This is a genomic window from Streptococcus sp. TATVAM-FAB8 (assembly GCF_046592795.1).
In the GTDB taxonomy this organism is placed as follows: Bacteria; Bacillota; Bacilli; order Lactobacillales; family Streptococcaceae; genus Streptococcus; species Streptococcus ruminicola.
In genome coordinates this window covers 20022-44923 of sequence record NZ_JAWVPQ010000012.1, presented here as the reverse complement: position 1 = coordinate 44923, position 24902 = coordinate 20022, and the positions used below count along the sequence as shown (strand labels likewise).

General features: G+C 37.9%; 22 protein-coding genes and 1 tRNA gene. 4 read left to right on the top strand and 19 right to left on the bottom strand.

The features are described from left to right. Positions 1-184 precede the first annotated feature (184 nt). A complete protein-coding gene (pbp3, locus tag SFC32_RS07100; RefSeq protein WP_411050079.1) occupies positions 185-1417 on the top strand; it encodes a D-alanyl-D-alanine carboxypeptidase PBP3 in 1233 nt (410 codons plus the stop codon). A gap of 77 nt (positions 1418-1494) precedes the next feature. On the opposite strand, the gene sufB is transcribed toward pbp3, so the two are convergent. From sufB to SFC32_RS07055, 9 genes are all read right to left on the bottom strand, one after another. Next, positions 1495-2913, bottom strand: coding sequence for a Fe-S cluster assembly protein SufB (sufB, locus tag SFC32_RS07095; protein WP_074482843.1), 1419 nt, complete (start codon positions 2911-2913; stop codon positions 1495-1497). 4 nt (positions 2914-2917) lie between these two features. Next, entirely contained in the window at positions 2918-3364 is a 447-nt protein-coding gene (gene sufU / locus SFC32_RS07090) for a Fe-S cluster assembly sulfur transfer protein SufU (RefSeq protein ID WP_039696032.1), read from the bottom strand. Then, positions 3351-4583: a cysteine desulfurase gene (locus SFC32_RS07085; protein WP_411050080.1), complete on the bottom strand. Its 1233-nt coding sequence runs from the start codon at positions 4581-4583 to the stop codon at positions 3351-3353. The genes sufU and SFC32_RS07085 overlap by 14 nt, the downstream gene beginning before the upstream one ends. Before the next feature lies 1 nt (position 4584). Further along, positions 4585-5847 carry a Fe-S cluster assembly protein SufD gene (sufD, locus tag SFC32_RS07080; protein ID WP_411050081.1) on the bottom strand — a complete coding sequence of 421 codons (1263 nt, stop codon included), beginning with the start codon at positions 5845-5847 and terminating at the stop codon, positions 4585-4587. Between the two features lie 74 nt (positions 5848-5921). Then, positions 5922-6692, bottom strand: a complete 771-nt coding sequence (gene sufC / locus SFC32_RS07075; RefSeq protein ID WP_074565193.1) for a Fe-S cluster assembly ATPase SufC — start codon at positions 6690-6692, stop codon at positions 5922-5924. Positions 6693-6805: 113 nt separating this feature from the next. Then, positions 6806-7969, bottom strand: a complete 1164-nt coding sequence (locus SFC32_RS07070; RefSeq protein WP_074561363.1) for a glycosyltransferase family 4 protein — start codon at positions 7967-7969, stop codon at positions 6806-6808. 1 nt (position 7970) lies between these two features. Then, positions 7971-8732, bottom strand: coding sequence for an adaptor protein MecA (gene mecA / locus SFC32_RS07065; RefSeq protein WP_074603782.1), 762 nt, complete (start codon positions 8730-8732; stop codon positions 7971-7973). 103 nt (positions 8733-8835) lie between these two features. Then, on the bottom strand, positions 8836-9675 hold the full coding sequence (locus tag SFC32_RS07060) for an undecaprenyl-diphosphate phosphatase (protein WP_039696026.1): 840 nt from the start codon (positions 9673-9675) through the stop codon (positions 8836-8838). A 51-nt stretch (positions 9676-9726) separates the two neighbouring features. Beyond that, on the bottom strand, positions 9727-11619 hold the full coding sequence (locus SFC32_RS07055; RefSeq protein WP_411050082.1) for a DUF2207 family protein: 1893 nt from the start codon (positions 11617-11619) through the stop codon (positions 9727-9729). A 136-nt stretch (positions 11620-11755) separates the two neighbouring features. On the opposite strand from SFC32_RS07055, the gene SFC32_RS07050 reads away from it, so the two are divergent. The 3 genes from SFC32_RS07050 (at position 11756) to SFC32_RS07040 (ending at position 14340) form a co-directional block, all read left to right on the top strand. Continuing rightward, the gene (locus SFC32_RS07050) at positions 11756-13327 is read left to right on the top strand and encodes an ABC transporter permease subunit (RefSeq protein ID WP_039696024.1); all 1572 of its coding nucleotides are present in this window, start codon (positions 11756-11758) and stop codon (positions 13325-13327) included. Further along, positions 13327-14067: an amino acid ABC transporter ATP-binding protein gene (locus SFC32_RS07045; RefSeq protein ID WP_039696023.1), complete on the top strand. Its 741-nt coding sequence runs from the start codon at positions 13327-13329 to the stop codon at positions 14065-14067. The genes SFC32_RS07050 and SFC32_RS07045 overlap by 1 nt, the downstream gene beginning before the upstream one ends. A gap of 153 nt (positions 14068-14220) precedes the next feature. After that, positions 14221-14340 (top strand): putative metal homeostasis protein, encoded by a 120-nt coding sequence (locus SFC32_RS07040; protein ID WP_093816040.1) that lies wholly within the window; start codon positions 14221-14223, stop codon positions 14338-14340. 88 nt (positions 14341-14428) lie between these two features. Here the strand turns inward: SFC32_RS07040 and SFC32_RS07035 are convergent, their stop codons facing one another. The 10 genes from SFC32_RS07035 to SFC32_RS06990 form a co-directional block, all read right to left on the bottom strand. Then, positions 14429-15313, bottom strand: a complete 885-nt coding sequence (locus SFC32_RS07035; RefSeq protein ID WP_074965545.1) for an SPFH domain-containing protein — start codon at positions 15311-15313, stop codon at positions 14429-14431. A 158-nt stretch (positions 15314-15471) separates the two neighbouring features. Next, entirely contained in the window at positions 15472-16722 is a 1251-nt protein-coding gene (ilvA, locus tag SFC32_RS07030) for a threonine ammonia-lyase IlvA (RefSeq protein ID WP_411049892.1), read from the bottom strand. A gap of 106 nt (positions 16723-16828) precedes the next feature. Continuing rightward, positions 16829-17851, bottom strand: coding sequence for a ketol-acid reductoisomerase (ilvC, locus tag SFC32_RS07025; protein WP_006530986.1), 1023 nt, complete (start codon positions 17849-17851; stop codon positions 16829-16831). Between the two features lie 67 nt (positions 17852-17918). Continuing rightward, the gene (ilvN, locus tag SFC32_RS07020) at positions 17919-18404 is read right to left on the bottom strand and encodes an acetolactate synthase small subunit (protein WP_074565204.1); all 486 of its coding nucleotides are present in this window, start codon (positions 18402-18404) and stop codon (positions 17919-17921) included. Beyond that, positions 18397-20100, bottom strand: coding sequence for an acetolactate synthase large subunit (locus SFC32_RS07015; protein ID WP_074603787.1), 1704 nt, complete (start codon positions 20098-20100; stop codon positions 18397-18399). The genes ilvN and SFC32_RS07015 overlap by 8 nt, the downstream gene beginning before the upstream one ends. Before the next feature lie 135 nt (positions 20101-20235). After that, a complete protein-coding gene (ilvD, locus tag SFC32_RS07010; RefSeq protein WP_039696019.1) occupies positions 20236-21957 on the bottom strand; it encodes a dihydroxy-acid dehydratase in 1722 nt (573 codons plus the stop codon). A 206-nt stretch (positions 21958-22163) separates the two neighbouring features. After that, positions 22164-23834: a DAK2 domain-containing protein gene (locus tag SFC32_RS07005; RefSeq protein ID WP_411049893.1), complete on the bottom strand. Its 1671-nt coding sequence runs from the start codon at positions 23832-23834 to the stop codon at positions 22164-22166. Next, positions 23834-24199 carry an Asp23/Gls24 family envelope stress response protein gene (locus tag SFC32_RS07000; RefSeq protein WP_003063261.1) on the bottom strand — a complete coding sequence of 122 codons (366 nt, stop codon included), beginning with the start codon at positions 24197-24199 and terminating at the stop codon, positions 23834-23836. Before SFC32_RS07000 ends, SFC32_RS07005 begins: the two co-directional genes overlap by 1 nt. Positions 24200-24314: 115 nt before the next feature. Further along, positions 24315-24503, bottom strand: coding sequence for a 50S ribosomal protein L28 (gene rpmB, locus SFC32_RS06995; RefSeq protein WP_021141651.1), 189 nt, complete (start codon positions 24501-24503; stop codon positions 24315-24317). Between the two features lie 205 nt (positions 24504-24708). Next, positions 24709-24781, bottom strand: a tRNA-Thr gene (locus tag SFC32_RS06990). Between the last annotated feature and the right edge of the window lie 121 nt (positions 24782-24902).

Here is a 24902-nt window from a genome sequence, read left to right as displayed (position 1 = left end):
TTGTTCTCTCTAAATTATATTATTTGACAAATAAAATTATATCATAAAGTTTCCTTAAAGAAAATAGTTTTTTCTGAAGAGAATAGTTTTTTCTGAATTTTTTGTCAGATTTTCTGACACACTGAAAGTAAGCGATTAATATGATATAATCATATTATCTAATTTTTTAACAAAGGATGGAACAATGAAGAAAGTTTTTGCTGTTTTGGCCCTACTCTTGGCCTTCATTGGAAACAAAGTTGCTGCTGATGATACCTTTGATGTAGCAGCTAAACACGCTATCGCTGTTGAAGCTTCTACTGGTAAAGTATTATATGAAAAAGATGCAACTACACCTGATGGTATTGCTTCAATGACAAAAATATTAACGGTTTACTTAACTTACAAAGAAATCGACAAAGGGAATCTAAGTTGGGATACTAAAGTTCCTATATCTGATTATGCTTATGATTTAACAGCTAATTCGGATGCTAGTAACGTTCCTATGGAAGCACGCGAATATACTGTGGAGCAATTAGTTAATGCTGCCATGGTAGCTAGTGCTAATAGTGCTGCGATTGCCCTTGCAGAAAAAATCGGCGGTACCGAAAGTAAGTTTGTTGATATGATGCAAACTCAACTCCAAGAATGGGGAATCAATGATGCTAAATTATTTAATGCTTCTGGTCTTAACAATAGTTACCTAGGTGATAACATTTACCCAGGTTCTAGTTCAACTGATGAAAATACCCTAAGTGCTCGTGATGTTGCCATCATTGCCCAACACTTAATCACCGAGTACCCAGATGTGCTTAAAATTAGTAACCAAACAACTGCTGACTTTGATGGTTCTACAATGAACACTTATAATTACATGCTCAAAGGAATGCCTTACGAACGTGATGGTGTTGATGGTCTAAAAACCGGTACAACTGAACTTGCTGGTGCTTCATTTGTTGCGACTTCTACAGAAAACGGCATGCGCATTATCTCTGTTGTTATGAATGCAGATAATTGGCAAGAAGATGAATTTGCCCGATTTAAAGCTACGAATGATCTTCTTGAATATGTTAAATCGCATTATGAAATGACTACTCTTGTTGATGCTGGTGAGTCAACTAAAAATAGCAAAGCCAAGGTAAAAGATGGTAAAGAAAAATCTGTACCCGCTGTTGCTTCTCAAGAGTTAAAAGTTGTTCATCGTATTGGCACTGACATTTCAGCAACATTCTCAACAAAATCTAAAGGATACGAAGCTACTATTAATAAAGGTGATAAAGTTGGTTCTTTCATTTATGATGATAAACAAATCGTCGGAACTGGCTATCTAGAATCTAAGCCAAGCGTACCAGCACTTGCTAAGAAAGAAGTAAAAAAAAGCATTTTTCTTAAAGTCTGGTGGAACCACTTCGTCACTTACGTTAACGAAAAACTATAAAAACTACTATTTCTTTTCCTACTATATATACTATATATAGAAAAAAGAGACAAGTTTAAAAACTTGTCTCTTTTAAGTTATCCAACAGAACCTTCCATTTCATAACTAATCAAACGATTAAGTTCAACAGCATATTCCATTGGGAGTTCTTTTGTAAATGGTTCTACAAATCCCATGACAATCATCTCTGTTGCTTCTTGTTCAGAAAGACCACGACTCATAAGATAATAGAGTTGTTCTTCTGAGATTTTTGAAACTTTCGCTTCATGTTCAAGCGCAACTTGTGAATTGTGAATTTCGTTAAATGGAATGGTATCAGAACTTGAAATGTCATCCATCAAAATCGTATCACATTCAATGTGACTAACTGATTTTTTAGAATTTTTATTAAAAGTCACTTGACCACGATAGTCAACTTTTCCGCCACCTTTAGCAATTGATTTTGAAACAATTGATGATGAGGTATGTGGCGCATTGTGAATCATCTTGGCACCAGTATCTTGGTGTTGTCCTTTATTAGCAAAGGCAATTGAGAGCATTGTCCCACGCGCACCTTCGCCATCAAGATAAACAGATGGATACTTCATTGTTGTTTTGGCACCGAGGTTACCATCAATCCATTCCACTGTAGCATTTTTCTTAGCTGTAGCACGTTTAGTTACCAAGTTATAGACATTATCTGACCAGTTCTGAATAGTAGAATAACGCATATAACTACCTTCAAGAGCAAAAATCTCAACAATGGCTGCGTGAAGACTTGCTGATGAATAGTTTGGTGCGGTACAGCCTTCTACATAGTGAACGCTTGCCCCTTCATCAACAATAATCAAAGTACGTTCAAATTGTCCCATCGCTTCGTTGTTGATACGGAAATAAGTTTGCAAAGGAATGTCAACTTTGACACCTTTTGGAACGTAAATGAAGGTACCACCTGACCAGAAAGCTGAGTTTAAAGCAGCTAACTTGTTGTCTGTTGGTGGGACTAATTTAGAGAAATATTTTTTGAAAAGCTCTGGGTATTCTTTCAAAGCAGAATCTGTATCGGTGAACACGATTCCTAGCTTATCATACTCATCTTTCATGTTGTGGTAAACCACTTCAGATTCATACTGAGCTGAAGCACCAGCGAGATAAGCTCGTTCGGCTTCTGGAATACCGATGCGTTCAAACGTTTCTTTGATTTTATCTGGAACATCATCCCATGAGCGGGCAGGTTTATCAGATGCTTTTTGATAGTAAGTAATCTCATCAAAATCAATATCTGACAAATCTGGTCCCCAATCTTGCATTGGCATTTTATTAAAAATTTCCAATGATTTCAAGCGAAATTCCAGCATCCATTCTGGCTCACCTTTTTCAGCAGATAATTCACGAACAACATCTTCACTGATTCCTTTTCCTGTTGAAAAGACTGGTGTCACGTCATCATGGAAGCCATATTGATACTCACCAATATCAATTGGTTTTGGTGTTACTTTTTCGTTTTTTTCAGGCATCTAATTACCTTTCTGTATTTTTACTATCATTTTCAATAGCTTTTTTCAGGGCATTCCAGGCAAGAGTTGAACATTTAATACGTTGTGGAAATTTTGAAACTCCTGCCAAAAAACTTGCCTCACCTAATCTTTTTTGGGCATCGTCTTTTTCACCTTGAACCATTTTTGAAAAAATCTCAGCTAGTTCAAGAGCTTCTTCTTTCGTCTTGCCAACAACAGCATCAGTCATCATGCTTGATGAAGCTGTAGAGATTGTACAACCGTCACCAGCAAAAGCGATATCAGAAATGCGATCACCATCAAATTTCACTGATAATGAAATCACATCACCACAAGTGGGATTATTAAGATTAACTTGATCAACATCTTCGAGTTTTCCGTGATGATGTGGATTTTTTGAGTGATCTGAAACAACTGCCATATAAAGACTATCTAATCTAGAAAGTGCCATTGAAAAACTCCTTTGTTTTAAGAATTGCTTCTATTAGTTTATCACAATCTTCTTTCGTATTATAGATATAAAAACTTGCGCGCACTGCTGAATGAATTCCTAAGTAATGAAGTAGAGGTTGTGCACAGTGATGTCCTGCTCGAACAGCAACCCCTTCATAATCAAGAGCTGTCGCTACATCATGTGGGTGCAATCCATCAATATTAAATGAAATGACTCCCATGTGCTGACTAGGATCTTGTGGACCGTAAACTGTTACTCCTTCGATGGCTTGTAGTTTAGGTAAAACATAATCAACCAGTTCTTGCTCATGCGCATGAACATTATCTAAACCAAGATCATCCAAATACTCAATAGCCGCGCCTAAAGCAATAGCACCAGCAATATTTGGTGTCCCGGCTTCGAATTTCCAAGGCAATTCTGTCCAAGTGGCTTCTTGTTCGTAAACGAAGTCGATCATTTCCCCACCAAACTCAACTGGTGACATTTGATTGAGCAATTCTTCTTTACCATAAAGCACACCAATGCCTGTTGGTCCAAGCATTTTATGTCCTGAGAAAGCAAAGAAATCACAATCCAAATCTTGAACGTCGATTGCCATATGAGGAGCAGACTGTGCACCGTCAACCACCATATAAGCACCAACTTCATGAGCTAATTTGGCAATTTCTTTAACAGGTTGCACTGAGCCTAGAACATTTGAAACATGAGCAATGCTTACAAATTTTGTTTTGCTTGAAAGCTTGCTACGCAAATCTTCCATATCTAGTTGACCATCTTTTAAATAAACATAAACCAATTTTGCACCAGTCTTATGGCAAACTTGTTGCCAAGGAACGACATTCGCATGATGTTCTAAAACCGAAATAAGCACTTCATCGTCTTTTTGAAGAACATCTTGGGCAAACTGCGCAACCCAGTTAAGTCCAGTTGTTGTTCCACGTGTAAATAACACTTCTTTTGTTGACTTAGCATTAATGAACTGACGTGCTTTTTCACGACTGGCTTCATAAGCAGCTGTTGCACGTTCAGCAAGGGTATGAACACCGCGGTGAACATTGGCATTGATAGTATGATAATACTGATTGAGCGCATCAAGTACTTTTTGTGGTTTCTGAGTTGTTGCCGCATTGTCTAGATAAACCAGAGGTTCATCATTGATAACTTGGTCAAGGATGCAAAAGTCTTGAGCGATTTTATGAGCGTCTAATTTTGCCATATTAGCGTTGCTCCAACTTACTGTCAAGCACAGCAATCATTTCATCACGCACTTCTTTGACAGGAATTTCAGTGATAACAGTACCTAAGAAACCACGAATAACTAGGCGTTCTGCTGTTTCCTTGTCAATACCACGACTCATGAGATAATACATATCTTCTGGGTCAACTTGTCCGATTGAAGCGGCGTGACCAGCTGTCACATCATTTTCATCAATCAATAAGATTGGATTGGCATCAGAACGGGCTTTGTCTGAAAGCATCAGAACACGACTTTCTTGTTGAGCATCCGCTCCCTTAGCACCTTTTACAATGTGACCAACACCATTAAAAGTCAATGTTCCGCGTTCAAGAATGACACCGTGTTGTAAAATGTGTCCGACTGAATGGCAACCGTAGTTTGTCACGCGCGTATCCACACCTTGAACTTGACGACCAGATGAAGCGGCAACCACTTTAAGATTAGCTTGGCTACCATCTCCGTACAAGTCTGAATCAAAATCAGCAATCACATTGCCTTCATTCATGATGCCGATTGCCCAGTCCACCACAGCATCTTTACCATGATGAGCACGACGGCTAATATAAGTTGTCACGTTATTTCCAAGACGGTCGATAGCAGAAAACTTCACTTGACTGCCATCTAAAGCAATAACTTCAACAGAAATGTTTGCTGTTGCTTTAGCATCGCCTTCACCGATTGATTCAAAACGTTCTAGATAACTGATGTGACTATTTTTTCCTACAATAATAAGGACGTGTTTATTAAATGGAACATCACTAGCCTTATCTTGGAAAAAGAGACCTTCGATTGGTTCCTCAATGTCCACATTATCTGGAACATAAAGCACAGCAGCACTGTTAAAGTAAGCTGTATGATAAGCAGCTAACTTGTCTTCCAAGTCACCACGCGCTTTACCAAAATATTTTTCAATCACTTCTGGAATTTCTTCCAAAGCGCTATAAAAATCTGTAAAAATAACACCTTTTGACATCAAGTCAACAGGTAATTGTTCAAGGACAGTTTGTGTTCCAACCTGAACAAGTTTTGGATTATCTCCAAGTGCTGTAAAATCAGGGACATTAGCCAAAGCCATATCCTCTGAAATACTTCCATCACCCAAGTTCCAACGGTGAAATTTTACACGGTTGACTTCTGGTAATGGCAATTTATCTATATGATCAAAAGCAGCTAAGCGTCGCTCTTGCAACCACAAAGGTTCTGCTTTTGCTTGTGAAAAATTTAAAACTGATTCTTTCGTCATAATTTGATGTTTACTCCTTTTTATATCCAACATACGAGTATCATCTACTATAATAGTAGACTTGACATCATCAATTACACTTCTTCTTCGTATTTAATTCCAAGTTCTTCGGCAATTTTCGCATAACCTTCTTTTTCAAGACGAGCAGCAAGTTCTGCACCACCTGTAAGAACAACACGACCATCCATCATAATATGAACAACATCTGGTGTGATGTAGTTAAGAAGTCGTTGATAGTGAGTGATAATCATTGCTCCAAAGTCATTTCCACGCATAGCGTTAACACCTTTTGAAACAACTTTCAAAGCATCGATATCAAGACCTGAATCGATTTCATCAAGAAGAGCAAATTTAGGTTCAAGCATCAACAATTGAAGAATTTCATTACGTTTTTTCTCACCACCTGAGAAACCTTCGTTAAGGTAACGTTCTGCCATTTCTTCTTTCATGCCAAGAAATTCCATCTTTTCATCCAATTTTGTGATAAAATCCATAACAGAAATTTTTTCGTCATCTTCTTTTCCAGCATTCATAGCTGCACGAATAAATTCAGCATTTGTAATACCTGGAATTTCAGATGGGTATTGCATGGCAAGGAATAAACCAAGGCGAGCGCGTTCATCGACTTCAAGGTCAAGAATGTTCTCACCATCTAGCAAAATTTCACCCTGAGTAACCTCGTAATTTGGATTACCCATGATAGCAGCTGAAAGCGTTGATTTACCAGTTCCATTAGGACCCATAATCGCAGCAATCTCTCCAGTCTTAAGGGTTAAATTGACACCCTTAAGAATTTCTTTATCTTCAATTGAAACATGAAGATCTTTTATTTCAAGTACAGACATGTGTACGTTCCTCCAATTTATCAAATGCGGCAGTAACTTTTTTCTGAAAATTACCGCAGTTCTATAGGGTTACTAATCATTATATCAAAAAAAAGCCATAATAGGCTTTCCATTTACTTATTATTTTTGCGATTTTTCCATTTTAACATTGTCGCTTGGCGATAATCGCTATTTCCGATAAATTTAAGGGTATCGAAAAGTGGTGTTCGACCAACGCCCCAAATTTCAAGTCCTTCAATAAAGACTTCTAGAGCAAAGGCTAAACCAATCATCAAAAGGACACCACCTAAACGGCTTGAAACATTTAGCAAGAGTGCGATAAGTGAGAAAAGAATCGCAATTCCATAAACGACCAAAACAGCTCCACGGTGTGTAAACCCCATAGCTAACAAACGGTGATGCAAATGCATCTTGTCTGCTTCTGTCGCTGGACGCCCTGATAATTTACGGCGAATAATCGCAACAGTTGTATCCAAAATCGGAACACCAAGAATAATAACTGGTGTCACCACCGCAACAGCAGTCGAATTTTTCAACCCTTGAAGAGATAGGACACCAATCATAAATCCTATGAAAAGGGCTCCGGTATCTCCCAAGTATATAATAGCTGGATTGTAATTATAAGGGAAAAATCCTGCAATACAAGCAATCAATAATAAGATTGTCAAAGTCAAGTAAAAGTCGGTCTGTGGCAAGAAGAAATAAGATACCAAAGCCATTGTAATCAAGCTAATGATAGAAACACCACTCACCAGACCATCTAAGCCATCAATCAAATTCATGGCGTTTGTAATTGAAATAATCCAAAAAACCGTCAAAAAGAAAGTGACTACTGAATTGAATTGCAATAATGGTCCGCCGAAAGGAATTTTAAAACTATCAAAACGGAAATCCGTAAAGGCCCAAACAATGACAGCTCCTAAAATAATCCCTGCCATTTTTGTTTTTGGCTTCAATTCATAAATATCATCGATAAAACCAGTCGCTGTAATGATAAATCCACCAATAACAACTGGCAAAATATAATCAAAATAAGAAATCGTCCAAATCGGCTGTTTCAAAACCATTGGCATGAAAATTAAAGATGACATCAAAAAGGCTAAGAAAATCGCCAAACCACCACTACTTGGCATTGGGACTTCATTAACACGACGAGCATTTGGATTGTCAACGGCACCAACACGAAAAGCAATAAAACGAACAATTGGCGTCAAGAAAAGTGATAATAAAAACGCGCCAATTAAAACTAAAACATATTCAATTGTAAAGGGTGCCATACTATACCAACTCAATCATTTTTAATTTTTCGACGGCATCATCCGTCAATAATTCAACCGCATGCTCTTGTAAATAAGCACGAGTTTTTGTACCAGCGCCAGCGTATTCTAACATACGGGCATACATCAAATTTGCATAATAAGATGGGTGATTTTGCAAATCAATGAGAACTGTCATGTAGTAAGCCCCATCCATCTTATAAAGTTCTGAAGCTTCAACTGGAAAATCAATAGCCTTAGCAAAAGCAACAGTAGCTTCTAAGCTTGGAAAATCCAAGACATAGTGAACATAATCTGATGGATTCACATCTTCTTCCGGTTCAGTCTCAGCTTGTTGGGCATGTTCTGTCAGAACATCTTCAACAGCACCTTCCATCATTTCTTCAATCTTACCTAATTTTTCGTGAGCTTCCGTGTCGCCTTTAGACAACATTGTCTGCTCTAAAGTCTTGAAAAATTCCTCAGGTGACATGTTTGAAACATCATCAAAAGCTGCTAAATCTTCAAAGTTTATATCTTTATTGATTTCAGATTTGGTAACAAAGACATCAATGCGGTCTTTACGTGGTGTCACACGGAAGCTAAGCATGCCGCTGTCTTTGAAATTATCTGGTAAATCCAATTCATCCATTACTGAATAGAAGAACTCTTCTGTCTTTTCTTGTGGAATCAAGAAGTCTTTCAACTCCATTCCGCGTTCTTCTAAATCTTCCATACTAATCGTTATTTTTAGCGTTGTCTCGCTAATCTGTTTCATTTCCATACTATATACCTCGCACGAGTAGTCATTTTATTATACAAGAAAAGTCTTATTTTTTCAATTTTTACGTCACAAAAAGCAGCCCTGACAAGGGCTGCTGGCTTTTTTAAAAGATAAATTTGGCAATGCTATATAGAATAAGAATTGTTCCCAAAACGATACGATATTTACCAAAAATAGTGAAATCGTGTTTCTTAACATAATCAGTCAAGAAGCGGATAACGTATAGACTGACAAGGAAAGCAGTAACACTTGCCACCATCAAAATCAAGAATTGGCTAAAGTTTAGAACATTTCCGTCTAAGAAGAACTTAACAGCTTTCAAACCACTGTAACCAAACATAGTTGGAATAGCAAGGAAGAAAGTGAAGTCAGCTGCAACTGAACGACTTGTTCCCACAATGATGGCTCCAAGGATTGTTGCTCCTGAACGACTTGTTCCTGGAACGATACTTAGAACTTGGAAGCATCCAATCCAAAAGGCTGTCAAATAAGGCATGCGAGCAAGATCAGTCACTTCAGGTTCAATATTAGCATTTCGTTTTTCAATCCAGATAAATGCAATCCCGTAAACAATTAAGGCAATTGCGATTGGAATCATGTAGTTGAAGTGTGCTTCAAACCAATCATCAAAAGGTACTGCAATTAAAATTGATGGAATACATGCAATAACAACTTTTAACCATAGCTGCCATGTCAACTGAACTTCACGCGCTGTTTTTCCTGGCTGGAATGGATTCAAACGTTTAAAGTAAATCACAATAACCGCTAGGATAGCTCCCAATTGAATGACAATGTTAAACATGTCCAAAAACGCTTTATCTTGATTCAATTTAATAAATTCTTGAACCAAAATCAGGTGTCCTGTACTTGAAACAGGTAACCACTCTGTAATTCCCTCAACTACCCCTAAAAAGATAGCCTTAAGTAGTTCGAAAAATAACATAAGCTCTCCTTAATTTAATATCCCCTCAATTATAGCAGATTTGAAAGCATTTTAAAATGCTCCGCCGCCTCCGCCTCCGCCACCACCGGAGAATCCACCACTAGAGCCTGAACTACCAGATGATACAGAGAAATGCGCAGCTGAATCAGCACTTTGACTAGCCATTCCCAAACGATGAGTTTGCATGCCAATAAGGTAGCCAATTTCAGGATTCATCATAAAGTCTGATTCGCTAGCAAGTTTAATGTTATGAATTTTAAGGAATTTTTGAACTTGTTTGGCATAGCCGAACAGAGTCGCATAAACCAAGATACGATTCCAGACGACAACACCTTGCCAATCAACCTTATCAAATTTGTTAATGTCTCGCATCATATTAGTAAAGCTAACCCAAGCTTGAATACGTTGTTGTCCTTCAGCAGTTATCATACCATGAACTTTGTAATAATGAGATTTAACCATGATAATGACCAAACTCAAAACAACCAAAGCTAACAAAAGACCATAAGCAAGAAAAACTAGATTTAGATTAAACAAAAGATAGATTAACCCAATACCAACAGGTATCAAGGTAAGGAATAGGAGACCTTTTGCATATTCAAATTTCTTAGCGATACCATCACTTAAGTTCTCACGAATTTCTGGTAAAGCTTTTTGTGAAATTTCTTGATTAACTAAGTCAGTAATTTGTTCAAGTTTAGCAAGATAGCGATCATTGAAAGCTTCACCAAGACTGTTTAATTTTGTTTCTAAAGTATGACCTTTGTATTTTTTCTTATAGTTATCTACCAAATCATCATCAAAACGATAATCTGCAAACAAGTCTTCAATTTTTATGGTCTCTTTTCCACCAAATGCCATATCAATTACTTCTGCTTCATAACTTGTCATTGGCTTATCCAGATGACAAGTTAATTCCTCATCGCTTGCAGTAATCACATGACGATCAATCAAATCAAGCAAAGTCGCCTGCATGGCAGTTTCAAATTTAAATTTTTGTGAAATTGGACTTCCTTTGGTATCTGTATCTTGCAAATCAACATCATAGATATACTGCATGATTAGCAAAGGTGACCAATCTTCTGGCGCTTCATAAGAACGACTATCATGACTAAATTTTTCATATTTCTTAGCCAATTTTTTACCTGTAAAGAAGAAAATCCAAGCCAAAACAATCAAAATAATAACAAGAGCTGGCACAAGGTAAAACAATACCACTTTAAGCAACTGACTTTTACGAGCAATTTTAGCTTCTTGCTTGATAATTGCTGCCTTACGTTTACTTGCGATGGTTGTAGGATTTGTCAAAATAGCTTTATCCCAGTAAGCGTGCAACTCTAACTTTCCATCAACATTTTCAGCCGTAATTCGGTAACCATCAGGTAATTTTTCAACATTTACCGATTTCAAGTAACCTCTATGAGCCCAAAGTTTGCGATTAGCAGTTGTTTTATCTGTTAAGACTGTAAAAGTAACATGGCGCAATGTTTCATCCCAGTCACTAATCGGTACCCAATTAAGCTCTGCGACATCTTGATAAGGAAATAGTAAATGCGATAGTTTCCAGTGTAGCTTAACAGTTACAATGTCCCCGCTGGAACCAGAATTGTAGATTTTCACTTGGTAACCATCACCAAGGTCATTTACCACCGGTCTAACCGTCCGACTAACACCGTTAACCTCAGCTGAAACTTCAGGTTGATTATTAACCGAAAAACCTTCTGGCATGTGACCGGCTTCTCCCAAAGTCACCACCTGCCCATTGTACGAGGAATCAAAGCGATAAGTAATAGTCTGATAAAAATCAGCAGCATTATCATCATGTATCGCTAAAACACCATCATAATTGCTGATACTATAGTCAACATCGCTATCAGCAAAAACTGGAACTGATAATCCTAAAACAGTAGCGATTGCTAGTAAAAATATTCTTAATTTTTTCATGATCTCCTACTCCTTTCTTATATCCCTATTTTATCATAATATATTGTATAAATATTCTATTTTTGGGTCTATCGTGTTGAAATCAGACCCTATTTCCTGTAAAATAGTAAGGTACAAGAATAGACAGGAGTCTTAAATGAAAAAGTTACTTTTAAGTTGTTTCGCAGCCCTTCTTCTTCTCTTTGGAGGAATGACTAGCGCAAACGCTGACGAATATCTTCGTGTCGGTATGGAAGCAGCCTATGCCCCATTTAACTGGACACAAGATGATGATTCTAATGGAGCTGTTCCTATCGAAGGAACTAGCCAGTATGCTAACGGATACGATGTCCAAATAGCTAAGAAAATAGCAGATAGCTTAGGCAAGGAACTCCTCGTTGTCAAAACTACTTGGACAGGATTAATTCCAGCACTTACTTCTGGAAAGATTGACATGATTGCTGCCGGAATGAGTCCTACTGCTGAACGTAAGAAAGAAATTGCATTCTCAGATAGTTACTATACAAGCTACCCAGTTATCGTTGTTTCTAAAAAAGGTGACTTTGCACAAGCTACATCACTTAAAGATTTTGCTGGTGCAAAATTAACATCTCAACAAGGTGTCTACCTTTATAACTTGATTGACCAAATCAAAGACGCTTCAAAAGAAACTGCTATGGGTGACTTCAACCAAATGCGTCAAGCACTTGAATCTGGTATTATTGATGGTTATGTTTCTGAACGTCCTGATGCTATCTCTGCTGAAAATGCAAATAGCGACTTCAAGATGATTGCTTTTGAAGATGGCAAAGGTTTTGCGACATCTAAAGCAGACACAGCCATTGCCGTTGGTCTTCGTAAAGATGACACTGACACACTTGCTAAAGTAAATGCCGTTTTAGCTGGCATCTCTGATAATGACCGTTTGCAACTCATGGATGACATGATTGAAAAACAACCAGCTGACAAGTCTGAAAAAGATCAAAAGAGTAATTTCTTCACTGATATGTGGGGAATCTTCGAGAAAAACTGGAACCAATTCCTACGTGGTGCGGGAGTTACACTTCTCATCTCTATCATCGGTACAGTTGTTGGTCTCTTTATCGGTCTTTTGATTGGTGTTTACCGCACAGCTCCAAAAGCTGCCAATAAATTCCTTGCTGGTCTTCAAAAAGTATTTGGTTGGTTACTTAGCGTTTATATCGAAATCTTCCGTGGTACACCGATGATTGTACAAGCAATGGTTATCTACTACGGTACTGCTCAAGCCTTTGGTATTTCAATCGACCGTACTCTTGCAGCCATCTTTATTGTTTCAATCAATACTGGTGCTTACATGAGTGAAATCGTTCGCGGTGGTATCTTTGCTGTTGATAAAGGTCAATTCGAAGCTGCTACAGCACTTGGATTTACACACGGTCAAACAATGCGCAAAATCGTTCTTCCACAAGTTGTCCGCAACATCTTGCCAGCAACTGGTAACGAATTTGTCATCAACATCAAAGATACTTCAGTATTGAATGTTATCTCAGTTGTCGAACTTTACTTCTCAGGTAATACCGTTGCAACTCAAACATATCAATACTTCCAAACATTTACAATTATCGCTATTATCTACTTTGTTCTCACCTTTACAGTGACACGCATCTTGCGCTTTATCGAACGTCGTTTCGATGCGGACACTTACACAACTGGTGCTAACCAAAACCAAACGAAAGAGGTGAAATAATGTCTCAACCTATTATTGAAATTAAACACCTTAAAAAATCTTATGGACAAAATGAGGTCCTAAAAGATATTTCACTTTCTGTAAATAAAGGTGAAGTTATTTCTATCATTGGTTCATCAGGTTCAGGGAAATCAACATTCCTCCGCTCTATCAATCTTTTAGAAGATCCAACTGCTGGAGAAATTCTTTTCCACGGACAAAACGTTCTTGAAAAAGATTATAACTTGACAGAATACCGTGAAAAACTTGGCATGGTTTTCCAATCATTCAACCTATTTGAAAACTTAAACGTTCTTGAAAATGCCATTGTTGCTCAAACAACTGTTTTGAAACGTTCTCGAAGCGAAGCTGAAAAAATCGCTAAAGAAAACCTTACAAAAGTTGGTATGACTGAGCAATACTGGAAAGCTAAACCAAAACAACTTTCTGGTGGTCAAAAACAACGTGTGGCAATCGCTCGTGCCTTATCGGTTAACCCAGAAGCAATGCTCTTTGACGAACCAACTTCTGCCCTTGACCCAGAAATGGTCGGTGAAGTTCTTAAAACAATGCAAGAACTCGCTAAATCAGGTTTAACAATGATTATCGTCACTCACGAAATGGAATTCGCAAGAGATGTTTCAGACCGTGTCATCTTCATGGATAAAGGTGTTATCGCTGAAGAAGGTACACCTGAACAAATCTTCGAACACCCACAACAAGAACGTACAAAAGAGTTCTTACAACGTTTCTTGAAATAATTACTTAAAGCAACCTTTCCTTTTTTGGAGGGGTGTTTTTTTGTGCCAAAAACTAATTTTAAGCCAAATCACAGTAAACACTTTACTGGTTAAGTAATTTGTGCTATACTACTTCATGTTAACGTTAATAAATCTATATTTAAGGAGGTTGGTATGGCTGAAAAAAATGATTTAGCATCTGCATATCGCAGACTTAAAAGTCCCAATATCAAAACACGGAAACGTGCTCTGAAAATAATCCATGAATATAAACGGTATAAAAGAAACATGTAACTCCTATTTCAATCCCTAACAAAATGCCAGACAAAAAGTCCCTATTGCAATTCCTTCCGTCTGCAATAGGGACTTTTTTTAGTTTTAACTATTTAGCTTTCAATGATGACAAAATTTGTGTGCGAATATCTTCAATACCTTCTGGATGATTAGGCAAGAACAATGTTTGATTGCCCTTAGCCGCAAATGTATTTAAGGTATCAAGATATTGGTTAGTCAATAGAATAGACATGATTTGTTCTTCAGTCATGCCGACATTGGCATCTTTTAATTCTTGAATTGACTCAGCTAGACCATCGACAATCGCTTTACGTTGTTGGGCAATACCAACACCATGAAGGCGATCTTTTTCAGCTTCAGCTTCCGCAGCTGTTACAATTTTAATTTTATCCGCATTAGCCAATTCTTGAGCCGCTACACGTTTACGTTGCGCAGCATTGATTTCATTCATTGATTGTTTAACTTCAGCATCAGGCTCAACTTTAGTAATCAATGTTTTAACAATAATGTAGCCGTAAGTTGACATTTCTTCAGCCACTTGGTGTTGCACTTCAAGAGCAATTTCATCTTTTTTCTCAAATAATTCATCCAAAGTCAATTTTGGAACAGATGAACGAAGAGCATCTTCGATGTATGATTTGATTTGAGCTTCAGGACGCATGAGTTTGTAATAAGCATCTGTCACATTTTGTTCATTCACACGGTATTGCGTGGCAACATTCAAAGTCACAAAAACATTGTCTTTAGTCTTAGTTTCCACAACAATTTCAGATTGCAACAAACGTAATTGAATTCGCGCAGCAATTTTATCAATACCAAATGGCAAACGAACATGAATCCCACTACCAGATGTTGTTAGATATTTCCCAAAACGTTCAATAATAACAACTGTTTGTTGACGTACCACATAAAGTGTACTAGCAATAACACCCAAAATAAGTAAGGCAATAATTGCCAAAAGAACTAAAAACATAAAAATCTCCTTTTGTACTTAAAACTTAATACAATTATATTTTATTTCTTTAAAAAGTCAAGCAAAAATAAAGCAAAAACCTAGTCAAACTGTAAGGTTCAACTAGGCTTGCTTGTCAATATAATAATTTTAAGAGAGAACAGAAGTTTATTTTAACATCAAACTAATAGATTATAGAGGCTTTCATTCCCGTGTAAATTGATGTATGAAGGATCAAAACCAGACAAACGATCAATAAAATCATTGTAGTCATTTTTATCACCCAAGGTAATACCGATGAGAACAGGGCCTGTGCCTTTATTCGCACGTTTAATGTACTCAAAACGCGTAATGTCATCGTTTGGACCAAGAATGTTGTTGACAAATTCACGTAGGGCACCTGGACGTTGTGGGAAGTTAACCACAAAGTAATGTTTCACTCCATCATAGATAAGGGCACGTTCTTCCATCTCTTGCATACGATTGATATCATTATTACCACCAGAAATGATACAAACGACCGTTTTCCCTTTAATCTCATCTTTCATCACTTCAAGAGCTGCAATTGAAGAAGCTCCTGCAGGCTCAGCAATAATCCCTTGTTTTGAATACATGTCGATAAGTGTTTCAGAAATCAAGCCTTCATCAACACCAACTAATTTATCCACATGTTTACGAGCAACTTCAAAGGTTTTTTCACCGACTTTTTGAACGGCAATCCCATCAGCGAATTTATCGATTTCTTCCAATTTAACAGGATGACCTTTGTCAAAAGCAGCACGCATGCTACGAGCACCTGAGGCTTCGACACCAACTACTTGGATTTCTGGAGCTACATCCTTAATGTATGTGGCAACTCCTGCAATCAAACCACCACCACCAACTGGCACAAAGATTTGATCAAAATTTACACCTTCTTCTTGAGCTTGTTCATAAATCTCGTAAGCTACCGTTCCTTGACCAGCCTGCACATTTTCATCATCAAAAGGATCGATAAAAGTCATTCCTTCTGATTTTGTAAAATCTTGTGCTGCTTGAGCTGATGCATCAAAAGTATCTCCAACAAGCTTAATCGTCACATAAGGACCACCAAAAAATCTCACTTGCCCAATTTTTTGTTGCGGAGTTGTTACTGGCATAAAAATTGTTGCTGGAATCTTCATTTCATGACACGTAAAGGCAACACCTTGAGCGTGGTTACCAGCTGAAGCACATACTACACCACGTTTTTTTTCATCCTCTGATAATCGGTGAATAGCATAGTAGGCTCCACGAATTTTGAAAGAACGGACCTTCTGCATGTTTTCACGTTTAAGATAAACAGTTGCACCATATTTTTCCGACAAATAGCGGTCAAAATCTAGGGGTGTACGCTCAACAACATCTTTCAAGACGTCATAGGCGTCAACAACATCCTTAGCTAAGATCATAAACTACCTCTTCTAATATCTAAATATTTTATATGACAAATTGCTGATTAATAGATAAAAAACCGATGACAAACATCGGCCTTTTATAAGTGGATTTCTTCAAAAATTAGTTATAAATTTTGAATGCATCGTCATCGTTTTGGTTAACAAAAGGCATTGCTTTACGAAGTTCAGCACCCACTTTTTCAATTTCAAGAGCTGCAGCTTCTTTACGGTATGCTTCAAGTTTTGGACGACCTGCTTGGTAGTCGTTAACAAAGTCTTCAGCAAATTTACCTGATTGGATATCAGCAAGAACAGCTTTCATATTTTCTTTAACATCTTTAGTGATAACACGTGGTCCAGATACGTAGTCACCAAATTCAGCTGTATTTGAAATTGATTGACGCATTTTCTTAAATCCACCTTCATAGATAAGGTCAACGATAAGTTTCATTTCATGAAGAACTTCAAAGTAAGCCAATTCTGGAGCATAGCCAGCTTCAGTAAGAACTTCAAAACCAGCTTCGATAAGAGCAGTTAAACCACCACAAAGTACTGCTTGTTCACCAAAGAGGTCTTCTTCAGTTTCTTCTTTAAATGTTGTTTCAAGAAGTCCAACACGTGCAGCACCGATACCTTTAGACCAATCCATTGCGATGTCTTTAGCATTACCAGTAGCATCTTGGTAAACAGCGTAAAGTGCTGGTACACCAAATCCTTCTGTGTAAGTACGACGAACAAGGTGACCTGGTCCTTTAGGAGCACACATGAAGACATCTACTGTTTCTGGAGCTTTAATGTATCCAAAACGGATATTGAAACCATGTGCAAATCCAAGAGCGTTACCAGCTTCAAGGTTTGGAGCGATTTCTTCAGCATAAAGTTTAGCTTGGATTTCATCAGGAGCCAATACCATGATAACATCAGCAAGTTTTGTTGCTTCTGCTACTTCATAAGTATCAAATCCATCTTCTTTTGCTTTATCGAATGATTTACCATGGCGAACCCCAATGATAACATCGTGACCTGAGTCACGCAAGTTTTGAGCATGAGCATGACCTTGTGATCCATAACCAATAACGGCAATTTTTTTACCATCAAGAGCTGCTACTTTTACGTCTTTTTCGTATTCCATTGTTACTGCCATAATAAATATCTCTTTTCTATTTTTATTTTAACTGCCTGGCCAGGCAACTGTTAACTAAATTAATTGTTTAACAAGAAAAATCTCTTGAGAATCCTGTCGCACCTGTGCGGGCAAGATTCTGAATACCATAAGGTTTGACAACACGAAGCAAAGCATCGATTTTATCACCATCACCAGTTACCTGAATAGTAATTGATTTTGGTGCTACGTCAACAACACTTGCACGAAACGGTTGAATAACCGCTAAAATCTCGGCACGTTTGCTTGTTGGTGCTGTCAATTTAACTAAAATCACTTCACGTTCCAAGTGTGGAATATCCGTAATATCACGAACGCGAAGCACATCAATCAAACGGTTCAATTGTTTGATGATTTGTTCAACTTCTTCCAAACTCTCAACATCGATAATAATCGTAATTCGAGAGACATTGTCTTCCATTGTTTGTCCAACGGAAATAGACTCAATGTTAACCTGTCGGCGTGAGAGGACGCCTGTGAAACGATTAAGAACACCTGTTGAATTTTGAAGCTTTGCTGTCAACATTCTACGCATTAAACTTCACCCCCAACATTTCACTATTTGATTTACCTGATGGAACCATTGGATAAACATGTTCACGATTAGAAATCGCAACCTCAATCAACATTGGTTTATTCTCAGTGATAACTTTCAAGTCTTCTTCCAATGTTTTCGGATCAGTAAATTTGTGGTGAGCAATGCCGTAGGCTTCTGCCATCATTTGGAAGTTTGGCTCATCATCAAAAGTTGACTCACTGCGATGTTCATCGTAGAAAGATTCTTGCCATTGACGAACCATACCAAGTGAGTGGTTGTTAATCAGAACCACTTTAATCGGAACACCATAACCATTTAGCAATGCTAACTCTTGGTTTGTCATTTGGAAACCACCATCACCGACAAAGAGAATAACTTCTTTATCTGGATTCGCTAACTTAGCACCGATAGCAGCTGGAATTCCGAATCCCATTGTTCCAAGACCACCAGATGTAATCAATTGACGCTCATTTTTATATGGATAAAATTGAGCTGCCCACATTTGGTGTTGTCCGACGTCTGTAACCACGATAGCATCGCCATCTGTTACTTTACCAATTGTAGCAATGGCATGTTGTGGTTTGATAACTGTTTCATCAAAGTCATAACTAAACGGCGCTTTAGCTTTATTAGCAAGAACTGATTCAGTCCAATCATCGTGACGTGTTTTAACTTCATCTTCTTCCAGAAGAATCTGTAATGTACGCTTGGCATCACCAACGATTGGAATTTGTGTCTTGACGACTTTTCCGATTTCCGCAGGATCAATATCCACATGAGCAACCACTGCTTTTTTAGCAAAAGTAGCTGGATTACCAGTCAAACGATCTGCAAAACGCGACCCGAAGTTAATCATAAAGTCACATTGTGTCAAAGCCATATTTGACGCATATGAACCATGCATGCCACCCATCCCCAGAGAAAGTGGATGACTAATTGGCATAACACCCAAACTCAGTAAGGTTGAAACAACAGGAATGTTATAGCGTTCTGCAAAAGCAATTAACTCCTTAGAAGCACCTGAGTAGTTGACACCACCACCAGCGATAATCAGCGGACGTTTTGCCTTTTTCAACTGAGTCAAAATTTTCTTGACCTGCAAAGCATTTGGTTCCAAGGTTGGTTGGTAACTTGGAAGATCAACAGTAGGATCATTATAAACTGTTGTTTTAGCAGCCGAAATATTTTTTGGAAGGTCAATAACAACTGGACCAGGTCGACCTGTTGTTGCAATATGAACAGCTTCTGTCACAATGCGTGGCACATCTGCAACATCACGAATTTGATAATTGTATTTCGTGATTGGCATTGTGATACCGATAATATCAGCTTCTTGGAAAGCATCTTTACCAATACCAGACATTCCGACTTGACCGGTAAAGATAAGCATTGGAACACTATCACTCATACCATCTGCAATACCAGTAATGGCGTTCGTTGCACCAGGTCCACTTGTTACAATAGCAACACCAAGTTTACCAGTTGATTTAGCATAACCTTCGGCTTCATGAAGGGCACCTTGCTCATGACGAGCCAAAATATGACGAATACCATCAAAGTTATAAATCGCATCATACAGTGGCAGAACGGCTCCACCTGGGTAGCCAAAAATCGTATCAATCCCCAGACTAGCCAAGGTTTCCAATAATAATTCCGATCCATTCTTGGATTCTTTTAATCTAATCTGTTTCACAAAGTCCTCCTTTTCATGTAAATTCCGAATTATCTAAAAATTCTAACAGCTTGTTACTATAATAACATTTAAAAAAAATAAAGCAAGAGAAAGTGAACAAATATTTTGAACACTTCCAAAAATATTTAATCTGCCTTATTTATTTTCTTGTTTTTCACGTTCTGCTTTACGTTCTTCAAACTCTTCTTGAGTCATCATTGAACCACCAAAGTTTGCTGATGACGCAAAAGCTGTGTAACGACGTAACCAACCGCTTGAAATTTTTGATTTAAATGGTTTCAAATGTTTGCGACGTTCTTCTAATGTGGCATCATCCACAAGCAAATCAATTGTTCGATTTGTTAAATCAATATAAATTTCATCGCCATCTTCAATAAGGGCAATGTTACCACCTTCTGCAGCTTCTGGTGACACGTGACCAATAGCAATCCCACGAGTAGCCCCTGAGAAACGACCATCAGTAATCAAGGCAACATCTTTACCAAGCCCACGTCCAACGATTTTAGAAGTTGGTGCGAGCATTTCTGGCATACCTGGACCACCTTGAGGACCTTCGTAACGAATAACAACAACATGGCCTTTTTTAACAGTACCATTGTCAATCAATTCAAGTGCTTCATCTTGTGAATCACAGCAAATCGCTTTACCACGGAATGTTTTAACAGAAGGGTCAACACCACCAACTTTAATAACAGCTCCGTCTTGTGCGATATTACCGTAAAGAACTGACAAACCACCTACTGGAGAAATTGGATGTTCAATCGGGTGAATGATTTCTTCATTCTTAATTTCTGCACCAGCTACATTTTCTTTCAAAGTCTTACCAGTAACTGTAATACGATCACCCTTGATAGTACCTTTTTTAATCAATTGATTAATAATAGCTGAGATACCACCTGCTTCTTGGACATCGTGCATAGTATAAACACTTGATGGTGCAATTTTAGACAAATATGGCGTCTTCTTAGCAATTTCATTGATATCTGTTAAATTATAATCGATACCCGCTTCACGTGCGATAGCAAGCGTATGAAGAACGGTATTGGTAGAACCACCCATAGCCATATCAAGAGCAAAAGCATCATCAATAGCTTCTTTAGTGATGATATCTCTTGGACGTAAGTTATTTTTAACATTGTCCATCAAATGTTTGGCTGCTTGACGAACCAATTCACGACGTTGATCAGATACCGCAAGAACCGTACCATTTCCAGGAAGAGCAAGGCCTAGCACTTCCATAAGAGAGTTCATTGAATTAGCTGTAAACATACCCGCACAAGAACCACATGTTGGACAAGCATTTTGTTCCAAATAATCCAATTCTTTCTTAGACATATCACCAGCTTGATAAGTTCCGACAGCTTCAAAAAGGCTTGACAAGGTTGCTTGGTGACCTGTCATATCAATACCGCCCTTCATCGGACCACCTGAACAAAAGACTGCAGGAACATTGGTACGAAGTGCAGCTAAAATCATACCCGGTGTAATTTTGTCACAGTTAGGAATATAGAAAACACCGTCAAACCAGTGCGCATTAATGACTGTTTCAGCAGCATCCGCAATGATTTCACGAGATGGAAGGCTATAACGCATCCCAATATGCCCCATAGCAATTCCGTCGTCTACCCCAATGGTATTGAATTCAAAAGGAATACCACCCATTTCACGGATAGCTTCCTTGGCGACATCTGCTAATTCACGCAAATGAACATGTCCAGGAACAATATCAATGTAAGAATTACAAATTGCGATAAATGGTTTTTGCATGTCTTTAGCAGATTTTACTTGCCCGGTTGCATAAAGAAGACCACGGGCTGGTGCTTTATCCACACCTACCTTAATCATGTCACTTCTCATCTGTTTTCTCCTATCAATTAAATCTTACACACCATGTTAACACTTTAAAAAATAAAGTCAAGACAATTTTCAGAAAATTTTGTTAGTTAACAATTTTCTTTCTATTGGATATTGAATTGACGCCTTTTATGGAGAAAAGAAAATTTTTTACACAAAAAAAGAAAGCACCGAAATGCTTTCTTCTATCTTTTATATTAAATAAGAAATTATTCAACACTCATCAAGTATGGATAAACTGGTTGTTTACCTTCGTGAATTTCAACTTCTACATCTTCGTAAGTTGATTCTAGGTAATCAGCCATTTCTTCAGCCAATTCTTGACTTCCATCTTCACCAACGTAGATAGTGATAATTTCGCTATCTTCGTCAATCATTTTAGCGAATGTTTCTTTCAAAGTAGTTGTCATGTCTGGGTTTGAAACCACGATTTTACCATCAACCATACCTAGGTTGTCATCTTGGTGGATTTCAAGACCATCAATTGAAGTATCACGAACAGCAAGTGTTACGCTACCACTAACAACATCTGAAAGGCTTGCAGTCATAGCTTCAACGTTTTCTTCCAATGATTGAGTTGGATTGAAGGCTAACAAGCTTGTAAATCCTTGAGGTACAGTACGTGTTTCAACAACTGCAGCTGGAACTTCAGACACTTCTGCTGCTGATTGAGCAGCCATGAAGATGTTTTTGTTATTTGGCAAGATGATAACATTTTTAGCGTTAACAGCATCAATAGCTTTCAAGATGTCTTCTGTAGATGGGTTCATTGTTTGGCCACCTGAGATAACGTAGTCAACACCTTGTGATTTGAAGATGTCAGCTAATCCATCACCAGCACATACCGCAACGATTGCGAAATCTTTTGCTTCTTGGCTAGCAGCTGCTGATTGAGCTTGATCTTTTTCAAGAACAGCATCGTGCTGGTTACGCATGTTATCAACTTTAACTTTTTTAAGAGCACCGTATTTAAGACCTTCTTGAAGGACCAATCCTGGGTCTTCTGTGTGGACGTGAACTTTAGCAATTTCATCGTCGTTAACAAGAATAAGTGAATCACCTAAACCACTCAAAAAGCCTTGGAACTCATCGTAGTTAAATTCTTTAACGTAAGTAGGACCTTGTTTTAGAGCAACCATGATTTCAGTACAGTAACCGTACTTGATATCTTCAGTTGCAACGTGTTCAGCTACAGATTTGTGGTGTTCAGCGTTAATCATTTCTGTCATAACAGCTGGAGTTGCTTTGAAATCTTCAGAAGCGATATATTCACCAGTCAAAGCAGCAAGGAAACCTTCATAGATGAAGACCAAACCTTGACCACCTGAATCGACAACACCAACTTCTTTCAAAACAGGAAGCATTTCTGGTGTTTTAGCCAAAGCGCCTTTTGCACCATCAAGTGCAGAACGCATAACTTCAACAGCATCATCAGTTTCTTCAGCTTTTTTAAGCGCAGCAGTTGCAGCACCACGAGAAACAGTCAAAATAGTACCTTCAACAGGTTTCATAACAGCTTTGTAAGCAACTTCAACACCTGATTGGAAGGCATGTGCAAGGTCTTTACCAGTCAATTCTTCTTTATCTTTGATTGCTTGACCGAATCCACGGAATAATTGAGATGTAATAACCCCTGAGTTACCACGTGCACCCATCAAAAGACCTTTTGAAAGGATTTGTCCAACTTCTCCAACAGTAGATGCAGGTTTGTCTGCAACTTCTTTGGCACCATTTTCAATTGTCATTCCCATGTTTGTTCCTGTATCACCATCTGGTACAGGGAAAACATTAAGGGAGTTTACATATTCTGCTTGATTTCCAAGACGGGTGCTAGCAGCTTGAACCATTTCTTGGAATAAACTTGTTGTAATATTTGACACTAATCTTCTCCTACAACTTTAATATTTTGTACGTAAACATTCACCATGTCTGCTGAAAGGCCAAGTTGATTTTCGAGGTTGAACTTGACACGTTCCTGAATGTTCTTAGATACTTCAGAAATTTTCACACCGTATGACATCACAGTGTAAACATCGACTGAAATACCACTTTCTGTTGATTTGACAACAACACCTTTTGCGTAGTTTTCTTTACGCAGAAGCGCTTGAAAATTATCCTTAAGAGCACTTTTACTTGCCATACCAACAACACCAAAAATTTCTGTTGCTGAACCACCAACAACAGTTGCAATTACGTCGTCAGATAACTCAATTTGGCCATCTTTTGTATTAATTTTCACAGTCATATTTACTACCTCAAAAGTTTTTATCAGTTTATTTTACCATATATTAGCCGTATTGTAAAAAATTATGGAAAATTAACGGCTACAAAACAAAGAAAAAAGCCTTTCGGCTTTTATTTTATACGCGTTCAACTTTACCAGATTTAAGCGCACGAGCTGATGCCCAAACTTTTTTAGGTTTTCCATCTACAAGAATAGTAACTTTTTGAAGATTTGGTTTAACTGCACGTTTAGTTTTGTTCATTGAGTGTGAACGGTTGTTTCCTGATACAGTCTTACGACCTGTGAAATAACAAACTTTAGCCATTTTATCTGCGTCCTCCTACTTAGATTATAGGTGTTTTACACCACATACCATAAAATGATAACATATTGGGCCTATTTTAGCAAGCTTTTTAACCAATAATCATTAAAAAACTTTTAGAAAATACCCTTCTATTTTCTGAAACTGTTTAAACTCTCAAAAATATCACAACATAAAAAGCCCTAAAATTAGGGCTTTTTACCTCTTCTGCCGATTGCAGGAATTGAACCTACGACCTACGCGTTACGAGTGCGTTGCTCTACCGACTGAGCTAAATCGGCTAACAGGTTCATTATAGCACTCACTAGATAATTGTCAACAAAAGAGCTAAGTTTACTCAAAAAACTTTTAAAAGCATAAAAAAACTTCCCAAAAGGGAAGTTTTTTTAACGAAACGAAGTC

What these genes read in the sequence shown, in the direction of transcription:
- pbp3 (WP_411050079.1), top strand. Translation starts at nt 185, where the DNA reads ATGAAGAAAGTTTTTGCTGTTTTGGCCCTACTCTTGGCCTTCATTGGA.
- SFC32_RS07085 (WP_411050080.1), bottom strand. Translation starts at nt 4,583, where the DNA reads ATGGCAAAATTAGACGCTCATAAAATCGCTCAAGACTTTTGCATCCTT.
- SFC32_RS07000 (WP_003063261.1), bottom strand. Translation starts at nt 24,199, where the DNA reads ATGACTGTGAAAATTAATACAAAAGATGGCCAAATTGAGTTATCTGAC.
- rpmB (WP_021141651.1), bottom strand. Translation starts at nt 24,503, where the DNA reads ATGGCTAAAGTTTGTTATTTCACAGGTCGTAAGACTGTATCAGGAAAC.
- SFC32_RS07055 (WP_411050082.1), bottom strand. Translation starts at nt 11,619, where the DNA reads ATGAAAAAATTAAGAATATTTTTACTAGCAATCGCTACTGTTTTAGGA.
- sufD (WP_411050081.1), bottom strand. Translation starts at nt 5,847, where the DNA reads ATGACGAAAGAATCAGTTTTAAATTTTTCACAAGCAAAAGCAGAACCT.
- ilvC (WP_006530986.1), bottom strand. Translation starts at nt 17,851, where the DNA reads ATGGCAGTAACAATGGAATACGAAAAAGACGTAAAAGTAGCAGCTCTT.
- SFC32_RS07040 (WP_093816040.1), top strand. Translation starts at nt 14,221, where the DNA reads ATGGCTGAAAAAAATGATTTAGCATCTGCATATCGCAGACTTAAAAGT.
- sufC (WP_074565193.1), bottom strand. Translation starts at nt 6,692, where the DNA reads ATGTCTGTACTTGAAATAAAAGATCTTCATGTTTCAATTGAAGATAAA.
- SFC32_RS07035 (WP_074965545.1), bottom strand. Translation starts at nt 15,313, where the DNA reads ATGTTTTTAGTTCTTTTGGCAATTATTGCCTTACTTATTTTGGGTGTT.
- ilvN (WP_074565204.1), bottom strand. Translation starts at nt 18,404, where the DNA reads ATGCGTAGAATGTTGACAGCAAAGCTTCAAAATTCAACAGGTGTTCTT.
- SFC32_RS07050 (WP_039696024.1), top strand. Translation starts at nt 11,756, where the DNA reads ATGAAAAAGTTACTTTTAAGTTGTTTCGCAGCCCTTCTTCTTCTCTTT.
- ilvA (WP_411049892.1), bottom strand. Translation starts at nt 16,722, where the DNA reads ATGATCTTAGCTAAGGATGTTGTTGACGCCTATGACGTCTTGAAAGAT.
- ilvD (WP_039696019.1), bottom strand. Translation starts at nt 21,957, where the DNA reads ATGAGAAGTGACATGATTAAGGTAGGTGTGGATAAAGCACCAGCCCGT.
- SFC32_RS07070 (WP_074561363.1), bottom strand. Translation starts at nt 7,969, where the DNA reads ATGGCACCCTTTACAATTGAATATGTTTTAGTTTTAATTGGCGCGTTT.
- SFC32_RS07060 (WP_039696026.1), bottom strand. Translation starts at nt 9,675, where the DNA reads ATGTTATTTTTCGAACTACTTAAGGCTATCTTTTTAGGGGTAGTTGAG.
- SFC32_RS07045 (WP_039696023.1), top strand. Translation starts at nt 13,327, where the DNA reads ATGTCTCAACCTATTATTGAAATTAAACACCTTAAAAAATCTTATGGA.
- sufB (WP_074482843.1), bottom strand. Translation starts at nt 2,913, where the DNA reads ATGCCTGAAAAAAACGAAAAAGTAACACCAAAACCAATTGATATTGGT.
- mecA (WP_074603782.1), bottom strand. Translation starts at nt 8,732, where the DNA reads ATGGAAATGAAACAGATTAGCGAGACAACGCTAAAAATAACGATTAGT.
- sufU (WP_039696032.1), bottom strand. Translation starts at nt 3,364, where the DNA reads ATGGCACTTTCTAGATTAGATAGTCTTTATATGGCAGTTGTTTCAGAT.